Origin of the sequence: Bacillus sp. ok061 (genome assembly GCF_900108285.1) — a bacterium.
Classification (GTDB): Bacteria; Bacillota; Bacilli; order Bacillales; family Bacillaceae_G; genus Bacillus_A; species Bacillus_A thuringiensis_S.
This window is the reverse complement of sequence record NZ_FNUW01000022.1, coordinates 1-17,742: the sequence shown is the minus strand read 5'-3', so window position 1 is coordinate 17,742 and position 17,742 is coordinate 1. Positions and strand designations below refer to the sequence as shown.

The following is a 17,742-nucleotide window of genomic DNA, read 5'->3' as shown; positions in this document are numbered from 1 at the left end:
GGGGAAGAACAATCGAAAAAACAAATAATTTCTTTTTTGGACATATTGAAGAGGAGTTGGAGTATGGATCAGTTATTTAGATATCCATTGCACGAAATTCCGTTAGTAGCAATGGCGATTATTATTGCACTATCCGTTCATGAATTTGCACATGCATATGTTGCATATAAATTTGGGGACGATACAGCAAAGAGACAAGGGCGTTTAACGTTATCACCGATGGCCCATTTAGATCCTATCGGTTTGATTGCAGTATTAATTCTTGGTTTTGGTTGGGCAAGACCAGTTCCTGTTAACCCATATAACTTTAAAAGACCGCGTCTTGCAGGCATATTAGTTTCAATTGCAGGGCCGATTAGTAACTTAATTTTAAGTGCAATTGGTTTAATTATTTGGTATAGCTTATTAAAATTTGGTGTATTATACTCAATTCCATCTGCAGTAGCAGATACGTTAGCACAATTTTTCCAGATTTTTATTATGCTGAATATCGTTTTACTTGTATTTAACTTATTACCGATCCCACCACTTGATGGGTATCGCGTAGTGGAAGATTTAGCACCAGCAAATATTCGCGCGAAAATGACACAGTATGAAAAATACGGGGCAATTGCGTTATTAATTCTCGTTATTACACCGCTTAGTAATTACACAATTCAACCTATTTTTCAGGTAGTTATTCCGCATGTATTTGTATTTTTAGATAGCATCATTGCGCCTATTTTTGGCCTTTTATAATTTTTAAGTGAGGAGGATTTTACATATGACAGAGAAAAAGAAAAAAATCGGTTTTAATATCGTGAAAAATGATTCAACAGATGGACATGGTGGATTTGGTGTTGGGGCATTAAGCTTAGAAAACATTTCACCTGTATTTGTTGATGTACTAGAGAAGACTGCATTCGTTGATATCGGTGCGATGCATGCGCGTAGTACAGTAGAAAAAGGTATTAAGTTTTTAACAAATAAAGATGAAGTTCCAAACGGAAAACCATTTTGGCTTGTTTGGGTAACAATTGAAAGAACTGCGACAGGTGCGTATTATGCAGGTGTAACAGCTTGTGAAATGACAGTTGACCGTGAGATTCGCCGCGGATATAAATCGCTTCCAGAACACGTAAACAAAATGGATAAATCAATGAAGCGTCACATTATGGTTGACCATATGGATGAATCATCTAAAAAAGTACTTGGTACGTTCTTAAAAGAACATAATGAAGCGATTTGGAACGAATCTAGTGAAGAATTGCGCCGTGCATTATTAAGTGAATAAAAATAGCTGACGGATGCCCGTCAGCTATTTTTTTTACCAAGGAAGATATTTTTTCCACCAACTTGTTTTTTTCTTTTCTTCAGTCGTTTTTTCAAATTCTTCTTTATCATCGACGTGATCCATACAATATTCAGTCGGTTCGGTACCTTTAGCGAAATACATTTTCACAGAAATAGGGCAATTTTTTGTAGCAATTTTACCGTTCTCTGGATTGATATTAACCGCTACGACGTCACTTGGTTGTTTAAATTCTTTTTTAGGCTGTCCATCTAAGCCTTTCTCCATCGTATCAGTCCATATTTTCTTCGCATATCCTTGTTCTGCTAAGTTTGAAATAGATTTAGGTTGATCGTATCCGACCCATACACCAGTTACGATTTGCGGAGTAAATCCGATCATCCAACTATCTGTTTCAGTAGAACCAGATTTGCCGGCATATGTTCTTGATAGTTTGGATAACATCGATTGACCAGTTACAGCAGCATAACTGCTTAGTTTCTTATTAAACATACCAGTCATCATTTCTTCCATTACAAACGCTTTGCTCTTGTCGAGAACTTGTTTACTCTCTAAATGAGCATCGTATAATATATTTCCTTCATGATCCATAATGCGGCGAATGAAAGTAGGTTTTACTTCTTTTCCACCGTTTGCGAACATGCTATAAGCGTTGACCATTTCAATTGGTTTTACTGGTGATGTACCGAGAGCTAGAGAAGGCACATCTTTTAATGCACTTTTAATTCCAAATTGTTTCGCTGTTTTTGCAAGCGCGTCATCTCCTAAAAACAAATTCGTTTTCACAGCATATATGTTATCAGAGACTGCGAGAGCTTGTGCCATCGTTACGAAATCATCGGCATAATAATCTTTATAGTTCTTCGGTTTATACTTTGAAACACCGTCACCTAAGGTAAATACAGTATATTCGCTTTTTAAGCGCGTAGCAGGCGTGAATCCTCGTTCTAATGCCGCATAATATAGAAATGGCTTGAATGTAGAACCAGGCTGACGGATGGCTTGTGTAGCCCTGTTAAATTGACTCGTAGTATAATCAGTTCCGCCAACAAGAGCAGCCACTTCACCTGTCGTTGGATTCATAGAGACGAGAGCAGTTTGTATGTTTGTTGTGTCAGGTATATGATCTTTTACAGCTTGTTCTGCTACAGCTTGTAGTTTAGGGTCTAGCGTTGTATAAATTCGCAAGCCACCTCGTTGTAAAGCTTGTTCGTCTAATCCAACATCACGAAGAAGCGAAGCTTGTACAGCATCTTGGAAATATGGTGCGACCTCTGCTACTTTTTTCGTATCTAATGAGGCAAAAGTTAGTGGCTCTTTCTTCGCTAAGGCTGCTTGTTGCTTCGTAATATATCCTTGTTCTACCATTTCATCTAATATGAGAGCTTGTCGCCCTTTAGCACGATCCTCTTTCAAAAAGGGAGAATAGACACTTGGCCCTTTTGGGATACCTGCGAGCATACTAGCTTCTGCTAATGTTAACTCTTTTGCTGTTTTATCGAAATATAGACGGGACGCAGCTTCGATGCCATAAGCGCCATGTCCGTAATAAATTGTATTTAAATATCCTTCTAAAATATGATTTTTATTATAGTTTACTTCAAGGCGGACAGTGTACATTGCCTCTAATAATTTCCGTTTCCACGTTTTATCATGATCTAAATACAGATTACGCGCGTATTGTTGTGTAATTGTACTAGCTCCTTGTACCTTTGCCATCGCTTTTAAATCAGCAACAATTGCACCTGCAATCCGTTTTACATCGAAGCCGTGATGTTTATAAAATCTTTGATCTTCAATAGAAAGGGTCGCTTCTTTTACATAAGGTGAAATTTCATTAAGAGAGACATTGTAACGTTTTTGAATTTCGTTACTTTGTCCAATAACAGTATCATCGTTTGCGTAAAAGACGCTTGTTTGCGGGACCGCAACAGGAGGAGGTCCCATAATTTTTGCAACTATAATAATAACAAAAAAAGAAAAAACGAAGAAAAGGACGCAAGAAAACATTGCGGTGAAGAAAAGACGTTTATATTTTTTAAGTTTTGGATTCATAGTTTGATCCATCTTTTTTCAGCCCCTCATTAATACAAGCGTTATTGTATTAGTATTGAGGGTTTTCGTTTATTTTAAACAATGAAATTTCGAAAATAAAAAAGCCCCTTCCATTAAGAAAGGAGCTCAAAGGCACGTGCTGGCCAATCGGTAATGATGACATCTACACCATAATCAATCATAGTTTGTAAATCTTTGTATTCGTTAATTGTATACGGACGGAAAACATATCCTTGCTCTTGTGCTAACTGTACAAATTCTTTCGTTAATAGCTGGAAGTTTGGATGTAACCCACTTGCTTCTCGACGTTTTGCTTCGGCAATTGGATCAGCAATCGGTGTATCATATAAAATTGCTCTTGGAATTTCAGGAGCAATTTCTGCTAATAATGAAACAGAGTCATGGTTAAATGATGAAAATACAATTTGATTTGAAAGATGATATTCACGCACAAGTGCAACGACTTTTTCCTCAATATTTGAGTAATGAATAACATCTGTTTTTAATTCGATATTTAGTTGTAAGTTCGTTGTGGAAAGCCAAATGAAAACCTCGCGCAACGTTGGAATTTTTGCTTCTTGGAAAGAAGGGGCTTTATGGCTACCAGCGTCCAATGATTGTAATTCCTCTACCGTTTTTTCAGCAACAAGTCCAACGCCATTTGTTGTACGATCGACGGTTTCATCGTGAATTACGACAAGTTCACCATCTTTTGATAGGTGGACATCGAGTTCAATTCCGTGAGCGCCGATGCGTTCAGCTTCTTGGAAGGCAATCATCGTATTTTCGGGATGTGTTCCTTTTACTCCGCGGTGAGCAAAAATAAGTGGTTTACTCATGTGAAAATCTCCTTATTATCTCTTTTCTTTCATTATGAAACTGCTTTAGGGAAAATACAATTGAATATGACAAACATTTACAAAAGTCTAACAGTTGCATAAAAGTTAACGTTAACGTAAAATGTAATAATTGAGTGAAGGGAGGAATAAACATGTATAAAATTGATGAAGTAACAAAGCAAGTCGGTTTAACAAAACGTACACTTCGTTATTATGAGGAAATTGGTTTAATTCATCCCCCAGAACGTAGTGAGGGGAATATTCGTCTGTATACGGATGAGGATATTGCCAGAATTAAAAGAATTGTAGAAGCGAAAGAAGTGCTAGGAATCACACTTCAAGAAATGCAACATTTCTTATCACTAAAAGAAAGAATGGAGCAAAGAAGAAATAGCGAGAACCCTCGTGATCGTGAAGTGATTCAAGAGATTAAAGATATGCTTGAAAAACAAGTGCAAACGTTAGACGAAAAAATGGAGCAAATGCAACGTGTAAAGGCAGAACTTGAAGATAGTTTACATCGTGCAGTAACATTTTTAGAGAGCACAAAAGGAGAGTAATCAAAATGGAGAGCAAACAAAAACTAGGGAGATTGATTACAGTGGTAGCTACCTTTCTTGCCTTTTCGGGTATAGGGGTAGTTGACCCAATCTTGCCGATTATTGCTGAGAAAATTGGTGCAACGCATTGGCAAGTTGAAATGTTATTTACCGCTTATATTTTAACGATGGCAATCATGATGTTACCAGCTGGTATATTTGCATCGAGATTTGGTGATAAACGAATGATGACAATAGGCCTTGCGATTGTGACTGTATTTGCGTTTATATGCGGTATATCGCAAACGATTGCTCAATTATCTCTTTTCCGTGCTGGATGGGGATTAGGAAATGCGATGTTTTTTGCGACAGCAATGACACTGTTAATAGCATTAAGTAAAGAAGTTCATGAAGCGGTAGGATTATACGAAGCAGCTATCGGCTTAGGTATGGCTGGGGGGCCGTTATTGGGTGGAATACTAGGTGGACATTCTTGGCGTTATCCGTTTTTCGCGACGAGTATTTTAATTTTCTTAGCATTTATTTTAGTATTCTTTTTTGTAAAAGAACCAGAGCGAAAAGTGAAGCGTAAGGCTGCTGGCGTAGGGGAATTATTTAACCTGGTGAAGTATAAACCATTTATGCAAGGTGCCATTTCAGGGATGCTATACTACTACGGATTTTTTGTCGTGTTAGCATATTCACCACTTATTATGCATTTATCAGCTATTCAATTAGGCTTTGTATTTTGCGGATGGGGACTCGCGTTAGCTTACGGTTCTGCAATTTTAGCACATAAGCTAGAAGGGAAATATGAACCAAAAACATTATTGAAGGGGAGTTTACTCGTATTTGCGATTTTCTTAATTGCACTATTCTTTGTGAAAATTATGTGGTTACAAATTACTCTTATCGTTTTATCAGGATTGGCATCTGGCTTAAACAATGCATTATATACAAGTTATGTAATGGATATTTCACCTTATGAAAGATCTGTTACGTCAGGTGTTTATAACTTTGTTCGTTGGTTAGGTGGTGCGATTGCTCCAATTTTATCAGGAGTTATCGGGCACACAGTTTCACCACAAAGCCCATTTTTAGTTGGGGGAATTGTTGTGTTAGTTGGTTGTATTATGATCCTAATTCCAATTCGTAAACCAGTAGAACTAGAGACGAAAACCCTTTCTTAAGAAAGGGTTTTCTTTATACACATATGTTAGAACCCTCTGACTAAAATATATTTTCGGTATTTTTGTACTTTTAACTATACATTTTGGATGTTTTGTTTTATTTTTGTTAGGGGACATTAATGATGTCCCTATTATAAATTTGCATTGAAAGGCGTGATTGTACGATGGAACTATGGTTCACTGAAAAACAAACAAAACATTTTGGGATTACGGCGCGTATTAACCGCACATTACATACGGAGCAAACAGAATTCCAGAAACTTGATATGGTTGAAACGGAAGAGTTCGGAAACATGCTTATTTTAGACGGCATGGTTATGACAACAGAAAAGGACGAGTTCGTTTATCACGAAATGGTAGCGCACGTACCTTTATTTACACATCCAAACCCTGAGAACGTATTAGTTGTTGGCGGCGGCGATGGTGGTGTTATTCGCGAAGTGTTAAAACACCCAAGTGTAAAGAAAGCAACTCTTGTTGAAATCGATGGAAAAGTAATTGAGTACTCTAAACAATACTTACCATCAATTGCAGGCGCATTAGATAATGAGCGTGTAGAAGTAAAAGTAGGAGACGGTTTCCTACACATCGCAGAAAGCGAAAATGAATACGACGTAATTATGGTAGATTCTACCGAGCCAGTAGGCCCAGCAGTAAACTTATTTACGAAAGGTTTCTACGCTGGAATCTCTAAAGCGTTAAAAGAAGATGGTATTTTCGTTGCACAAACGGACAACCCTTGGTTCACACCAGAACTAATTACAACTGTGTTTAAAGACGTAAAAGAGATTTTCCCAATTACTCGTTTATACACAGCGAACATCCCAACTTACCCAAGTGGTCTTTGGACGTTCACAATTGGATCTAAAAAACATGATCCATTAGAAGTAAGTGAAGAGCGTTTCCACGAAATCGAAACGAAATACTACACAAAAGAATTACACAATGCAGCATTCGCATTACCGAAATTTGTTGGCGATTTAATTAAGTAAGAAATCGAGTTTGAACAAATAAAGTGTAGGTAGCTCATTTAAGGTGTTTGTCCAGAAGACTTGAACATGCTAGCTACTTACACTCCTGTAAAGAAAATCGTCTTCTTATTGTTAAAAAAGAAGACACCGGTAAATCGAGAAAGAGGAGCAGTTCGCCCCAAATTTGAGAAATAATGAAAGGTTGGGATACCTTAAGTTCCACATAAGGAGGAAAAGAATATGCGTTTTGATGAAGCTTATTCAGGTAAAGTATTTATTAAAAGTCATCCAAGTTTTGAAGAGTCAAAGGTAGTTATTTACGGGATGCCTATGGATTGGACAGTAAGTTACCGTCCAGGTTCTCGCTTTGGTCCTGCACGTATTCGTGAAGTATCAATCGGTCTTGAAGAATATAGCCCATATTTAGATCGTGAATTAGAAGAGGTAAAATATTTTGATGCGGGTGATATCCCATTACCATTCGGAAACGCACAACGCAGTTTAGACATGATTGAAGAGTATGTATCAAAACTTTTAGATGCCGATAAGTTTCCACTAGGTCTCGGCGGTGAGCACCTAGTGTCTTGGCCAATTTTTAAGGCAATGGCAAAAAAATATCCGGATTTAGCAATCATCCACATGGATGCTCATACTGATTTACGTGAATCGTATGAAGGGGAGCCTTTATCCCACTCTACACCAATTCGTAAAGTGTGTGATTTAATTGGTCCGGAAAACGTATATTCTTTTGGGATTCGTTCTGGAATGAAGGAAGAATTTGAATGGGCCAAAGAAGTAGGTATGAACTTATATAAATTTGACGTATTAGAACCGTTAAAAGAAGTATTACCGAAACTCGCTGGACGCCCAGTCTATGTCACAATCGACATTGATGTATTAGACCCAGCTCACGCTCCAGGAACAGGAACGTTAGAAGCTGGCGGTATCACATCTAAAGAATTATTAGATTCCATCGTAGCAATTGCAAATTCAAATATAAATGTAGTTGGAGCAGACTTAGTAGAAGTAGCTCCGGTCTACGACCATAGTGATCAAACACCAGTCGCAGCAAGCAAATTCGTGCGGGAAATGCTGCTCGGTTGGGTGAAGTAAAAGTGAAGCCGACTGTTTAGACCCGTTGACTAAGGTTCTTTCCTGCAAAAGGTGCTTTTTGCCTCGAAGGAAGAAGCGGAGCCACCGATTATTCTAGCTGCTGTAGCTGGATAAAATAGAGGCCTCTATATAAATAGGGGGCTCTTATTTTTGCCATTATGTGTCGGTAAGTCGATATATTAAAAAAATCGTCAATATAATCTTATTTACCATGGCAAGACATGAAAAAAAGAGTTATTCTCAAAAGGTGAGAATAACTCTTTTTCTTATGCAACTTTCTCTTCCGAATTAACGCCGCGAATTTCATCAGCAGAGCGGATCGGATATTTGCGGAACACAATAGATCCGATGTATCCGACAATAGTGGTAACGATTCCACATAGTACAGCAGCAATTGTTACTTTTATAACGTCATTAAATCCGAATAGGACGAGAAGACCTGGAATTGGTGATGCTGTTCCTGGTGCATTATTAACAAGCTGGAATAGCGATGTAATAATACCGGCAAGTGCACCGCCAACGAAATTTGTCATATAAATTGGAATTGGATTTGCTGAGACAACATCGGCTTGTGTTAAAGGCTCGATTGCTACAGCAATTGTATCTTTCTTTGAACAAATTTTTAATCGTTTAAAGAAAATAAAGTTCATCGGGGCTGAAGCTGCTACGGCAAGACTACCAATTGCCATTGGTAAACCTGTTAATCCAAGCATTGCAGTTAGTGCCATAGAACTCAGTGGAGAGGTAGAAATAACTGTTATTAATCCACCAAGCATAATACCCATAATGATAGGACTCTCTGTAGTTGCAACTGAAATCATAGAACCGATTTTACCAAGTGTTGCGTTAACGAGCGGATCCATAAGCATTGCCATTCCACGTGAGATTGGTGCAGCGATGAATAGGATTGCTAAAAATTCCACACCAGCTGGTAATTTCTTTTCGAGAAATTTCACGACGAAGGCACAAACGTATCCAGCGAAAAATCCTGGTAAAATACCGAATCCACTAGTAGCGATACCAATTAAAACAGCGTATACGGGGGAAACACCGATTGCTAATGCGACTAAAATCGCTGCTGCGACACCGCTCATACTACCAGAAGCTTCTCCTACTGATTGTAAAAAGTCATTATGAAACATTTCTCCACCTATATAACGGTGAAATGCTTCAATAAGAAAACTTGCGATTGCTGCATTAGCTAAAGCACCCATCGCCTTCATTCCGTAAGGTGCACGGTAACTGAAAAGTGTAAATAGACAAAGTACAACAAGTAATAGTGCTAAACCTTGCAAGATAGCCATTTGAAAACTGTCTCCTTTGATTTTTGTAATAAAGTGAAACTTTAATCAGTGGGTGTTTTGTCCCTTCCCACTGATTATTAGTTGAACCAATCGGGCATTTACGGGCAGTTGTTTCCCACCGACCTTTCCCGTATTCACCGCATTTGGGGGTGGGAGTCTTACTGCCCGTTAATGCGGGATAAAAATTCGTATCATTCAATAATAATATAAAAGTGTATGAAACGGAAAAAATTTTTCTTGGGAACTTGCTGTAAGAAAAAATCCCTTACAATAATGTAAGGAATATGTAAGACTTTTCGATAGAGTATAGTATACCCTTTTCCGTATAATACAGGTATAGACATAACATTAGTGAGAAAGAAGTGTAAAACAGGAGGCGCATGTATGAAATTGGTCATTAAAGTTTTAGCTGTATTCGCCATTATTTTAGGGGGAACAGCGTATTATTTGAATACAAAAACAGAAGGTGTACATGCTTTTGTAGACAACTTCTTTTCAAATAAAGAAATACAAGATTATTATGCGGTTGTAGATAAAGGTGAGAAAAAAGACGGTGAGTATTTGTATACATTTAAAGGGTATACAGAGGACGGAAATCAACAAATTATTAAAAGAATGGTAAATCGTGAATTGCATGCAGGTGCTTTTATAAAAATTTATGCAAAAGGTATGCAAGGAAAAGGATGGGCTGAAATAACGAAAGAGTCAATCCCGCAAAAAGCGTTGCAAAAAATAGAAAAACCATAAAAGGAGCGACTCATTCGCTCCTTTTTTAGTACGTTAAAATAGTGATAGATGTCTTTTCTTTGTTAGAAATAATTTTTGCACGTCCACCAATTGGGAAAGTGAAAATCGGGGTTGTATGCCCGAAACTTGCGTTTGCAATGATAGGAATATTTGCAAGTTCAGGTTTTGAAGAAATCATTTCTTGAATGTCCGCTATCGTACATTCTGCTTCTTTTTGCATTCTTCCTATTACAATACCTTTTATATGTTCAAAATTAGGTTGCTGCATAAGGGAATGCAGATAGCGATCAAAAGTTTTAAGTGTCGATTTTCCTGTTAAGCTGTCTTCTTCAAGGAATAAAACTTTGCCCTTTAAGTTTGGCATATATGGTGTGCCTTGTAGTAAATTAAGTGTGCTCATATTACCACCGATAATATCTCCTGTTGCTTCCCCCTCTTGAATCGAAACATACCCTTCATTTTTAATAAATTCTCGATTTTCCTGATCCATATACCAAGAATCATCGCTCCACGTTTCAGCCGGAATGATTTCAATAGGCTCATTAATGGTTAAGCATTGTAAAAAATAATCAGCCGTGTAATGGAGTCCTTTTTCCATTCCAAATGAAGAGAAGTGTGGACCCGAATATGTAACAAGACCTGTTTTTGCGTAAATTGCATTATTTAAGGCAGTAATATCAGAATAACCACAGAAAAATTTCGGGTTTTCACGAATTAAATCATAATCGAGATGTTTCAATAAACTATTTGAGTTGTATCCGCCAAGTGTCGTCAAAATAGCTTTTACATTAGGGTCTCCAAATGCTTCATGGAGGTCTTGAATGCGGGAAGAAATAGAAGAGGAAGCAAATCGATCTATCTCATCAGCATATTTTGAGAATGTCACTTGAAAGCCCATGTCAGTTAATCTTTTTATAGCAAGTTTTCTATTTTCATTTGAAACAATACTTAAACTACAAGATGGTGAAATCACTCGTATTTCATCACCCTTTTTTAGCTTTGTTGGTATCACTGAATTCACCTCTGTAATTAAAAGAATATTTAGATTTAAAAAATATTTTATCATATGAAATAAAGTAGAAGGGAATTATTTTTTGAAATGGAGTTTTCCTGATTTTTCAGCAGACAGACAGAGTCTTTTTTTGATATGATAGGAAAAGTGATTTATTATAAGTAGTATTTAATATCTATAACATTTGAAAGGTGTGCAAGACGTGGAGAAACAACTTGCAGGCTTGCCGGTACACGTTTATTTCGTAACAGAAATCCGTGAAGGGGCGAGGAAGGAAACCGTTGCTTTTGAAGCAAATGGTCAATACTATGTAAAAGGTCAAGGTACATATGTAACATTCCAGGAGCCGAACGAACAAGGCGAAGTGAAGACAATTATTAAAATTCAAGATGAACAAGTTCTCATTATGCGTTCAGGTGCTGTTTCTATGCGTCAAACGCATGTGAAAGGTGAATGGACAACTGGTACGTATACGAGTGAACTTGGTACGTTTGCATTGCAAACAAAGACTGATAACGTTCTTTTTAAATGGTCGGATGAAAAGAAAAAAGGACAACTCTTCTTAACGTACGCATTGCTTCTAAGTGAACAAGAAGCTGGCAGATATACGATTACAATTAATTTGAAGGAGGCAAAATAATGAATTCCTTAGAACAGGTAAAAGGATTGATTAAAGAAGAAATTCAAGCCGCTGTATTAAAGGCAGAATTAGCGACAGAAGAACAGATTCCAAACGTTGTATTAGAATCTCCAAAAGATAAAACAAATGGTGATTTCTCTACAAACATGGCAATGCAACTTGCACGCGTTGCGAAAAAAGCACCTCGTATGATTGCAGAAGAACTAGTTGCAAACTTCGATAAAGCAAAAGCTTCTATTGAAAAAATCGAAATCGCTGGTCCTGGTTTTATTAACTTCTATATGGATAATAGCTACTTAACAGATTTAATTCCAACAATCGTAAACGCCGGTGAAGCTTACGGTGAAACGAATACTGGTAAAGGTGAAAAAGTACAAGTTGAGTTCGTATCTGCGAATCCAACAGGTGACCTTCATTTAGGACATGCACGTGGTGCGGCAGTGGGTGATACTTTATGTAACGTATTAGCAAAAGCAGGATACGATGTATCTCGTGAGTACTATATTAATGATGCTGGTAACCAAATTCATAACTTAGCTCTTTCTGTTGAAGCTCGTTACATGCAAGCTTTAGGTTTAGATAAAGAAATGCCAGAAGACGGTTACCATGGTGCGGATATCATTGGAATCGGTAAACGTTTAGCTGAAGAGTTTGGCGATCGTTACGCAAAAGCTGATGCTGAAGAAAGCTATGAATTCTATCGTTCATACGGTTTGAAATATGAGTTAGCAAAACTTCAAAAAGACTTAGAGAGCTTCCGTGTTAAATTTGATGTATGGTTCTCAGAAACATCATTATACAAAAACGGAAAAATCGATGCTGCACTTGCTGTATTAAAAGAGCGTGACGAAATCTTTGAAGAAGGCGGAGCAACTTGGTTCCGTTCAATGACTTACGGTGACGACAAAAACCGTGTATTAATTAAAAATGACGGTTCTTACACATACTTAACGCCAGATATTGCTTACCATCGCGATAAATTAGAGCGTGGTTTCGATAAGCTAATCAACATTTGGGGTGCTGACCACCACGGTTACATTCCTCGTATGAAAGCTGCTATTCAAGCGCTAGGTTACGATAAAGAAACACTTGAAGTAGAAATCATCCAAATGGTACAACTGTACCAAAATGGTGAAAAAATGAAAATGAGTAAACGTACAGGTAAAGCAGTTACACTTCGTGAGCTTATGGAAGAAGTAGGCGTGGACGCAATGCGATACTTCTTCGCGATGCGTAGCGGTGATTCTCATTTAGACTTCGATATGGACTTAGCTGTATCAAAATCTAATGAAAACCCAGTATACTATGCACAATATGCTCATGCTCGTGTATGCAGTATCCTTCGTCAAGGTGAAGAGTTAGGATTAGCTGCAGATGGAGACGTGAATTACAAACTTGTTACTTCTGAGAAAGAAGTAGAATTACTGAAAAAGCTTGGTGAATTCCCAGCTGTAGTTGCGGATGCAGCACAAAAACGTCTGCCACACCGCATTACAAGCTATGCATTTGAATTAGCAGCAGCATTACACAGCTTCTACAATGCAGAAAAAGTATTAAACCAAGATAACTTAGAATTAAGTAAAGCTCGTTACGAGTTAATGAAAGCAGTACGCACTACACTTCAAAATGCATTAGCAATCGTAGGAGTATCTGCACCAGAAAAAATGTAATGAAGAAAAGCGGAAGCGGACTTTCGTTTTTAAATAAAAGGCAATCACATGATGTTGTGATTGCCTTTTTGTATGGAGATAATAAAAAAATAAAATTTTATCAAACAAAAGGATAATTTGCGTCGTCTTATATAAATGACAGGAGGCTTATGATGGAAGAAAAGGTAGAAGAATTAATTGATATATATAAGCAGCAAATATATTCCTTATGCTATAAGTTAGCGAAAACGAAAGAAGATGCGGAAGATATTTTTCAAGAGACGTGGATAAAGGTTTTTTCATCAAGGCACCAACTTTCCTATGTGGATAATTATAAAAAATGGATTACTACAATTTGTGTTCGTACGTTTTATGATTTTTATCGTAAGAAAAAAAGGTGGAAAGATCGAATATTGGATTTGTTTCATAAAGAAGATGGTGGAGAAATAGATTTCGCAGATGAAGTAAATATATCAGAAGAATTTATTCGAAAAGTGGAAGCGGAAATGATACGGGAAGTTATACAGTTATTGAATGAAAAGTATAAAACTGTGCTCGTACTCTACTATTATGAACAATACTCTTATAAAGAAATGAGTGAAATATTAAATATACCGATTGGTACAGTGAAATACCGCCTTAATTATGCGAAGAAGCAAATGCGAGAACATTTGGAGGGGTTCGTTTATGACGGAAGATAAGTTTGATCAGAAGATAAAAAGTAGCTTAGCGGGAGAGATGGTTCCTAACGAAGAGCTAATAAACGATACGAAACAGAGCGTGCGAAATGCTCGAAAATTAGAAAAGAGATGGGTTGTTTTCATTCATGCTATTTGGATGATTGTATTAACAGTCACCCTAGAGCAGTTTGTTAGTCATTTGGATCATAAAATATCTGTCGTTATAACAATAATTATTATGATGCACCTATACATTCCTATATATGTTGTCATACAGTCATTTTTAAAGAAGGAGTATAAATTACATGATAGAGTTCGCTAATCCATTTGTAGTATTTGAGATAGCTGGGATTACAATGTTTTTGGCTTTTATAGCACTTTTAGTATGTGTAGCATCATGGGTGTATACAGATGCGAAAACGCGTGGAATAAGTAAGTGTTGGAGTGTTATAGCGATTGTATTGCCATTTTTTATTGGAGCTTTGTTATATATGATACGCAGAAGTAGCCGGAAAGTAGAAGGAGAATATACGATGAAGGGTATGAAAAAGCAAAAGGTAACATTAGTTGTTATATTTGCAAGTGCGATGTTTGTATTACTTAGCGGCTTTACTTTCGTTCAAACGTTAGATGATATGTGGAAAGCTGGTGATATATATTTAGAAAATGAGAAGAAAGGGGAGACAAGTTACGAGGCAAAATTCTCATCATGGGATATTGCTGGGAAAGATATTGAACTTGAGTATGCAAAAGATACAGAAGTAACATTTTCTTATGAAACAGATGCAAAGCGTGGTAACTTATGCTTTAGCTTGTATGAAAGAAAAGGAGAAGGGATAAAGGAATTAAAGGAGATTTGTGAATCGAAAAAAGGTACTTTTAAAGCTACATTAAAAGCAAATGAAAAGTATGTATTCAATATAAGTGGTTTAATGGTGAAAGATGGTTTTGTAAAAGTGAATTGGGAAGCAAAATAAAGGGCCCCTGAGAAAGGCCCCCTATTTTATTGGATTGTATAAGTAACAGAAAAACTAACAGGACTATAGTAAACGTAAGGTGCATGAAATTGAACGTACATATTTCCATCTGTTTTTGCAGTGAAAATTCGGCCGTAACCATCAGAATAACGCCCAATAAGGTTATGATTTGAGTCATAAACACTGTAACTAGGAGTTTTGCTGTTAGGATGAATTGTTAGTTCTTGTCCTTTTTGAAGGAAAATAGGTTCTTGTTCAGAACTACCTCCAGTTTGCAAAGAATAAAATTTTGTAAAGCTTTGTTCTTGAGCGGCAGCAGCGACTTTTGTTTCAGGAATAAACGCGGTAGATCCGGTAATTCCTGCTAAAGTTAACGCACCTACTAAAATCATTTTTTTCATAATAGAAAAAGCCTCCTTATTAGTTGTAATCGGTGTTGTTACAGTTAATATTGTATACGATAATGAGTAGGATAAAATATGCTTTTATGCATATATATTTTTTCTCAATAAAAGACCACTGATAAAAATCAATGGTCTTTAAATGATTAAGCAGCTTTCTGTTCAGTTTGAGTAATAGATTTTTGAAGCGAGTTATAAACTCCTGTTCCGATAACGTCTAATGCCATTTTCATTCGTTCAGGTGAAATGTTTTCTAATACGTTATCTTGAGGTGTATGGTATACCTTCTCAATATGATAGATTAATGGATTCCAACTATCGACACCCATCCAAATAAATAGAGCAGCAGGAATACCAGCTTCAGCAAACGGTACGTGATCACTGGAGCCAAATTTCCCTTGAAGAACGAGGTCATTATTTAATTGTTTACCTGCTTGCAAGGCAGCATCTGTTACAAAGTTTGTAGAGCCATCAGGTGTCATAGCGTATAAATTCTTTGCTTTATCATAATTTGTTGCAACCATATCAGCATTAAAGACGCCTAAAATACGGTCACGTTCTTTTTGGGATAGACTATTAACGTAATAATCCGAACCAAGTAATCCAGTTTCTTCAGAACCAAAGGTAATAAAGCGAATTTCTTTATCAGTTTCTACATTTTGAAAAGCACGAGCTAGTTCTAATACTAATCCAGTTCCAGAAGCATTATCATTTGCGCCAGGTGCTCCAACAACACTATCATAGTGCGAGCTTACAACGACTGCTTTTTCATTACCCGTACTCTTTTTGGGTTTCTTTTTTGCAATAACATTTAGAGATGTTAATTTAGATTCATGTCTTGCTTTTAGGGAAAGAATTGTTGTCTCTTTTTTAGCGATTTCTTCTTTAAATGCATTTCCTTGCGCATAAGCAAGACCAAAGACAGGGATAGATTGCTTTTTCGTTAGGCGGGGATTGAAGGTTTGTCCATAATTTCCGCGTCCGCCAATTAAACTGTATAAAAGAACACCTTTTGCACCTTTGCTAACAGCATTTTCAACTTGTTTATTATAGTCTGTAACTGTCGTTCCTCTTTCAAATAAAACAATTTTACCGTTTACTTCATTTGGAATATCTTCTAATTTTGTCCCACCTTGAACAAAGATAAGGGGAGCTGTAATAGCTTCTGTAGAAATTAGTGCATTAGGAGCAGCACCGGCTTGCCAATTACGTTTTGTTGATAGTGGCGATTCAATAAATCCAATGTATTGATCGGGCACCTGAAATGGCTGATATTCTACTTCATAGCCCATTGATTTAAGCTGCATACCAATGTAACGAGAAGCCCATTCTTCGGATTTTGTTCCACCGGGGCGAGGACCAATTGTTTCAGATAAGAAACGAACATGTTCAATGGCGCGGTTTGGATCAATTTGTTTTGTAATAGATGAAGTTTGTGTAACTTCTGAAGTGGAATCCGCTTTTGCTTGCCCAATTGGAGCTAAGCTAACAGCAAGTGATATAGCAAGCAAAGAGCTTACTATTTTTTGTTTCAATGATTTGCTCATTTTTTCCTCTCCTATTCCTCTATTCTCTCTGACTGACAAAAGAAGACGGATAATGACTTTATTTTACCTTTGTGCCTTTTATTTTTCAATATTCTGACATTGAGAAATAAAAACAATATATGCATATTTGCATATTTTTGAGGGAGATATGTATGCTATCATTTTAAACGAAGGTTCGCTTTCTACTCTGAAAGCTCCTACATTGCATGAATCTAGTGTACCCAAACTTTAGATTATGTAGAGGAATGGAACCACTGTAGGGTTTCATTTCTCATGTTTGAATCAGTTGATGGTAATTATGTTTCCGCATTTCATAATTATTATCAGTGATATATGTAAGGCATCCATATGAAAATACGAGGCTGTTCAAAGGTTTTCCGTACTTTTGGGCAGCCTCACCCCGTTAAAAGGACGATACTTTATGTATCGTCCTTTTTCAGGCTGTGGAGAAAGTCTTCTCCACAGCCTGTTTTTGTGTCTGAACCTCTTTTTATGTGTCAACACTGATAAAAAGAGGTAAAGGAGAGATTTTTTATGATGGGTGCTTTAAAAAATCATCGTGATGAACGTGTATCTGTTTCTGTAGAAGAGTTGGTTCCACAAGATCATTTCCTTCGTGCGATCGAAGCGACAATTAGTTTTGATTTTATTGAAGAGAAGTTACGCCCTTATTACTGTGAAAACAATGGACGTCCTTCAATCCATCCTATCGTTTTATTTAAAATGATGTTTATTGGATATTTTTACGGTATTCGTTCGGAGCGTCAATTGGAAAAAGAGATTAAAA

General features: G+C 36.9%; 19 protein-coding genes. 13 read left to right on the top strand and 6 right to left on the bottom strand.

From position 1 onward, the window contains the following. Window positions 1–63: 63 nt before the first annotated feature. Both C4S65_RS23815 and C4S65_RS23810 read left to right on the top strand, forming a co-directional pair. Entirely contained in the window at window positions 64–738 is a 675-nt protein-coding gene (locus C4S65_RS23815) for a site-2 protease family protein (protein WP_000372445.1), read from the top strand. Window positions 739–763: 25 nt separating this feature from the next. Next, the gene (locus C4S65_RS23810) at window positions 764–1,273 is read left to right on the top strand and encodes a YwhD family protein (protein WP_000136683.1); all 510 of its coding nucleotides are present in this window, start codon (window positions 764–766) and stop codon (window positions 1,271–1,273) included. Window positions 1,274–1,306: 33 nt separating this feature from the next. On the opposite strand, the gene C4S65_RS23805 is transcribed toward C4S65_RS23810, so the two are convergent. Next, a complete protein-coding gene (locus C4S65_RS23805; RefSeq protein ID WP_086407127.1) occupies window positions 1,307–3,358 on the bottom strand; it encodes a PBP1A family penicillin-binding protein in 2,052 nt (683 codons plus the stop codon). 101 nt (window positions 3,359–3,459) lie between these two features. Next, window positions 3,460–4,185 carry a glycerophosphodiester phosphodiesterase gene (locus tag C4S65_RS23800; RefSeq protein WP_061667915.1) on the bottom strand — a complete coding sequence of 242 codons (726 nt, stop codon included), beginning with the start codon at window positions 4,183–4,185 and terminating at the stop codon, window positions 3,460–3,462. 152 nt (window positions 4,186–4,337) lie between these two features. Between C4S65_RS23800 and C4S65_RS23795 the strand changes: the two genes are divergently transcribed. From C4S65_RS23795 to speB, 4 genes are all read left to right on the top strand, one after another. Then, window positions 4,338–4,745, top strand: a complete 408-nt coding sequence (locus C4S65_RS23795) for a MerR family transcriptional regulator (protein ID WP_000276560.1) — start codon at window positions 4,338–4,340, stop codon at window positions 4,743–4,745. A 5-nt stretch (window positions 4,746–4,750) separates the two neighbouring features. Then, a complete protein-coding gene (locus C4S65_RS23790) occupies window positions 4,751–5,914 on the top strand; it encodes an MFS transporter (RefSeq protein ID WP_097960109.1) in 1,164 nt (387 codons plus the stop codon). A gap of 164 nt (window positions 5,915–6,078) precedes the next feature. Next, a complete protein-coding gene (speE, locus tag C4S65_RS23785) occupies window positions 6,079–6,906 on the top strand; it encodes a polyamine aminopropyltransferase (RefSeq protein ID WP_000424696.1) in 828 nt (275 codons plus the stop codon). A gap of 219 nt (window positions 6,907–7,125) precedes the next feature. Beyond that, the gene (gene speB, locus C4S65_RS23780) at window positions 7,126–7,998 is read left to right on the top strand and encodes an agmatinase (RefSeq protein ID WP_001209831.1); all 873 of its coding nucleotides are present in this window, start codon (window positions 7,126–7,128) and stop codon (window positions 7,996–7,998) included. 266 nt (window positions 7,999–8,264) lie between these two features. Here speB and C4S65_RS23775 read toward each other — a convergent pair whose 3' ends face one another. Continuing rightward, window positions 8,265–9,302 carry a PTS sugar transporter subunit IIC gene (locus tag C4S65_RS23775; protein WP_000996327.1) on the bottom strand — a complete coding sequence of 346 codons (1,038 nt, stop codon included), beginning with the start codon at window positions 9,300–9,302 and terminating at the stop codon, window positions 8,265–8,267. Between the two features lie 384 nt (window positions 9,303–9,686). Between C4S65_RS23775 and C4S65_RS23765 the strand changes: the two genes are divergently transcribed. Beyond that, window positions 9,687–10,049, top strand: coding sequence for a YxeA family protein (locus C4S65_RS23765; RefSeq protein WP_000779933.1), 363 nt, complete (start codon window positions 9,687–9,689; stop codon window positions 10,047–10,049). Window positions 10,050–10,074: 25 nt separating this feature from the next. Here C4S65_RS23765 and C4S65_RS23760 read toward each other — a convergent pair whose 3' ends face one another. Beyond that, complete coding sequence (locus C4S65_RS23760) at window positions 10,075–11,061, bottom strand: S66 peptidase family protein (protein ID WP_097960111.1); 987 nt, start codon at window positions 11,059–11,061, stop codon at window positions 10,075–10,077. 202 nt (window positions 11,062–11,263) lie between these two features. Between C4S65_RS23760 and C4S65_RS23755 the strand changes: the two genes are divergently transcribed. From C4S65_RS23755 to C4S65_RS23735, 5 genes are all read left to right on the top strand, one after another. Beyond that, window positions 11,264–11,701: a DUF1934 domain-containing protein gene (locus C4S65_RS23755; protein ID WP_097960112.1), complete on the top strand. Its 438-nt coding sequence runs from the start codon at window positions 11,264–11,266 to the stop codon at window positions 11,699–11,701. After that, a complete protein-coding gene (argS, locus tag C4S65_RS23750; protein ID WP_001086462.1) occupies window positions 11,701–13,371 on the top strand; it encodes an arginine--tRNA ligase in 1,671 nt (556 codons plus the stop codon). Before C4S65_RS23755 ends, argS begins: the two co-directional genes overlap by 1 nt. Window positions 13,372–13,523: 152 nt before the next feature. After that, window positions 13,524–14,051 (top strand): RNA polymerase sigma factor, encoded by a 528-nt coding sequence (locus tag C4S65_RS23745; protein ID WP_141526961.1) that lies wholly within the window; start codon window positions 13,524–13,526, stop codon window positions 14,049–14,051. Continuing rightward, entirely contained in the window at window positions 14,038–14,352 is a 315-nt protein-coding gene (locus C4S65_RS23740) for a hypothetical protein (protein WP_000133815.1), read from the top strand. Before C4S65_RS23745 ends, C4S65_RS23740 begins: the two co-directional genes overlap by 14 nt. Next, window positions 14,336–15,007 carry an anti-sigma factor gene (locus tag C4S65_RS23735; protein WP_086407134.1) on the top strand — a complete coding sequence of 224 codons (672 nt, stop codon included), beginning with the start codon at window positions 14,336–14,338 and terminating at the stop codon, window positions 15,005–15,007. The genes C4S65_RS23740 and C4S65_RS23735 overlap by 17 nt, the downstream gene beginning before the upstream one ends. A gap of 26 nt (window positions 15,008–15,033) precedes the next feature. Here the strand turns inward: C4S65_RS23735 and C4S65_RS23730 are convergent, their stop codons facing one another. Further along, window positions 15,034–15,408: a hypothetical protein gene (locus C4S65_RS23730; protein WP_000738258.1), complete on the bottom strand. Its 375-nt coding sequence runs from the start codon at window positions 15,406–15,408 to the stop codon at window positions 15,034–15,036. Window positions 15,409–15,554: 146 nt separating this feature from the next. Further along, window positions 15,555–16,955 (bottom strand): M28 family metallopeptidase, encoded by a 1,401-nt coding sequence (locus C4S65_RS23725; RefSeq protein WP_098013605.1) that lies wholly within the window; start codon window positions 16,953–16,955, stop codon window positions 15,555–15,557. Between the two features lie 534 nt (window positions 16,956–17,489). Here C4S65_RS23725 and C4S65_RS23720 point away from each other — a divergent pair. After that, window positions 17,490–17,742, top strand: a 253-nt coding sequence (locus C4S65_RS23720; protein WP_141195401.1) for a transposase, incomplete at its 3' end; no start/stop codon positions are given.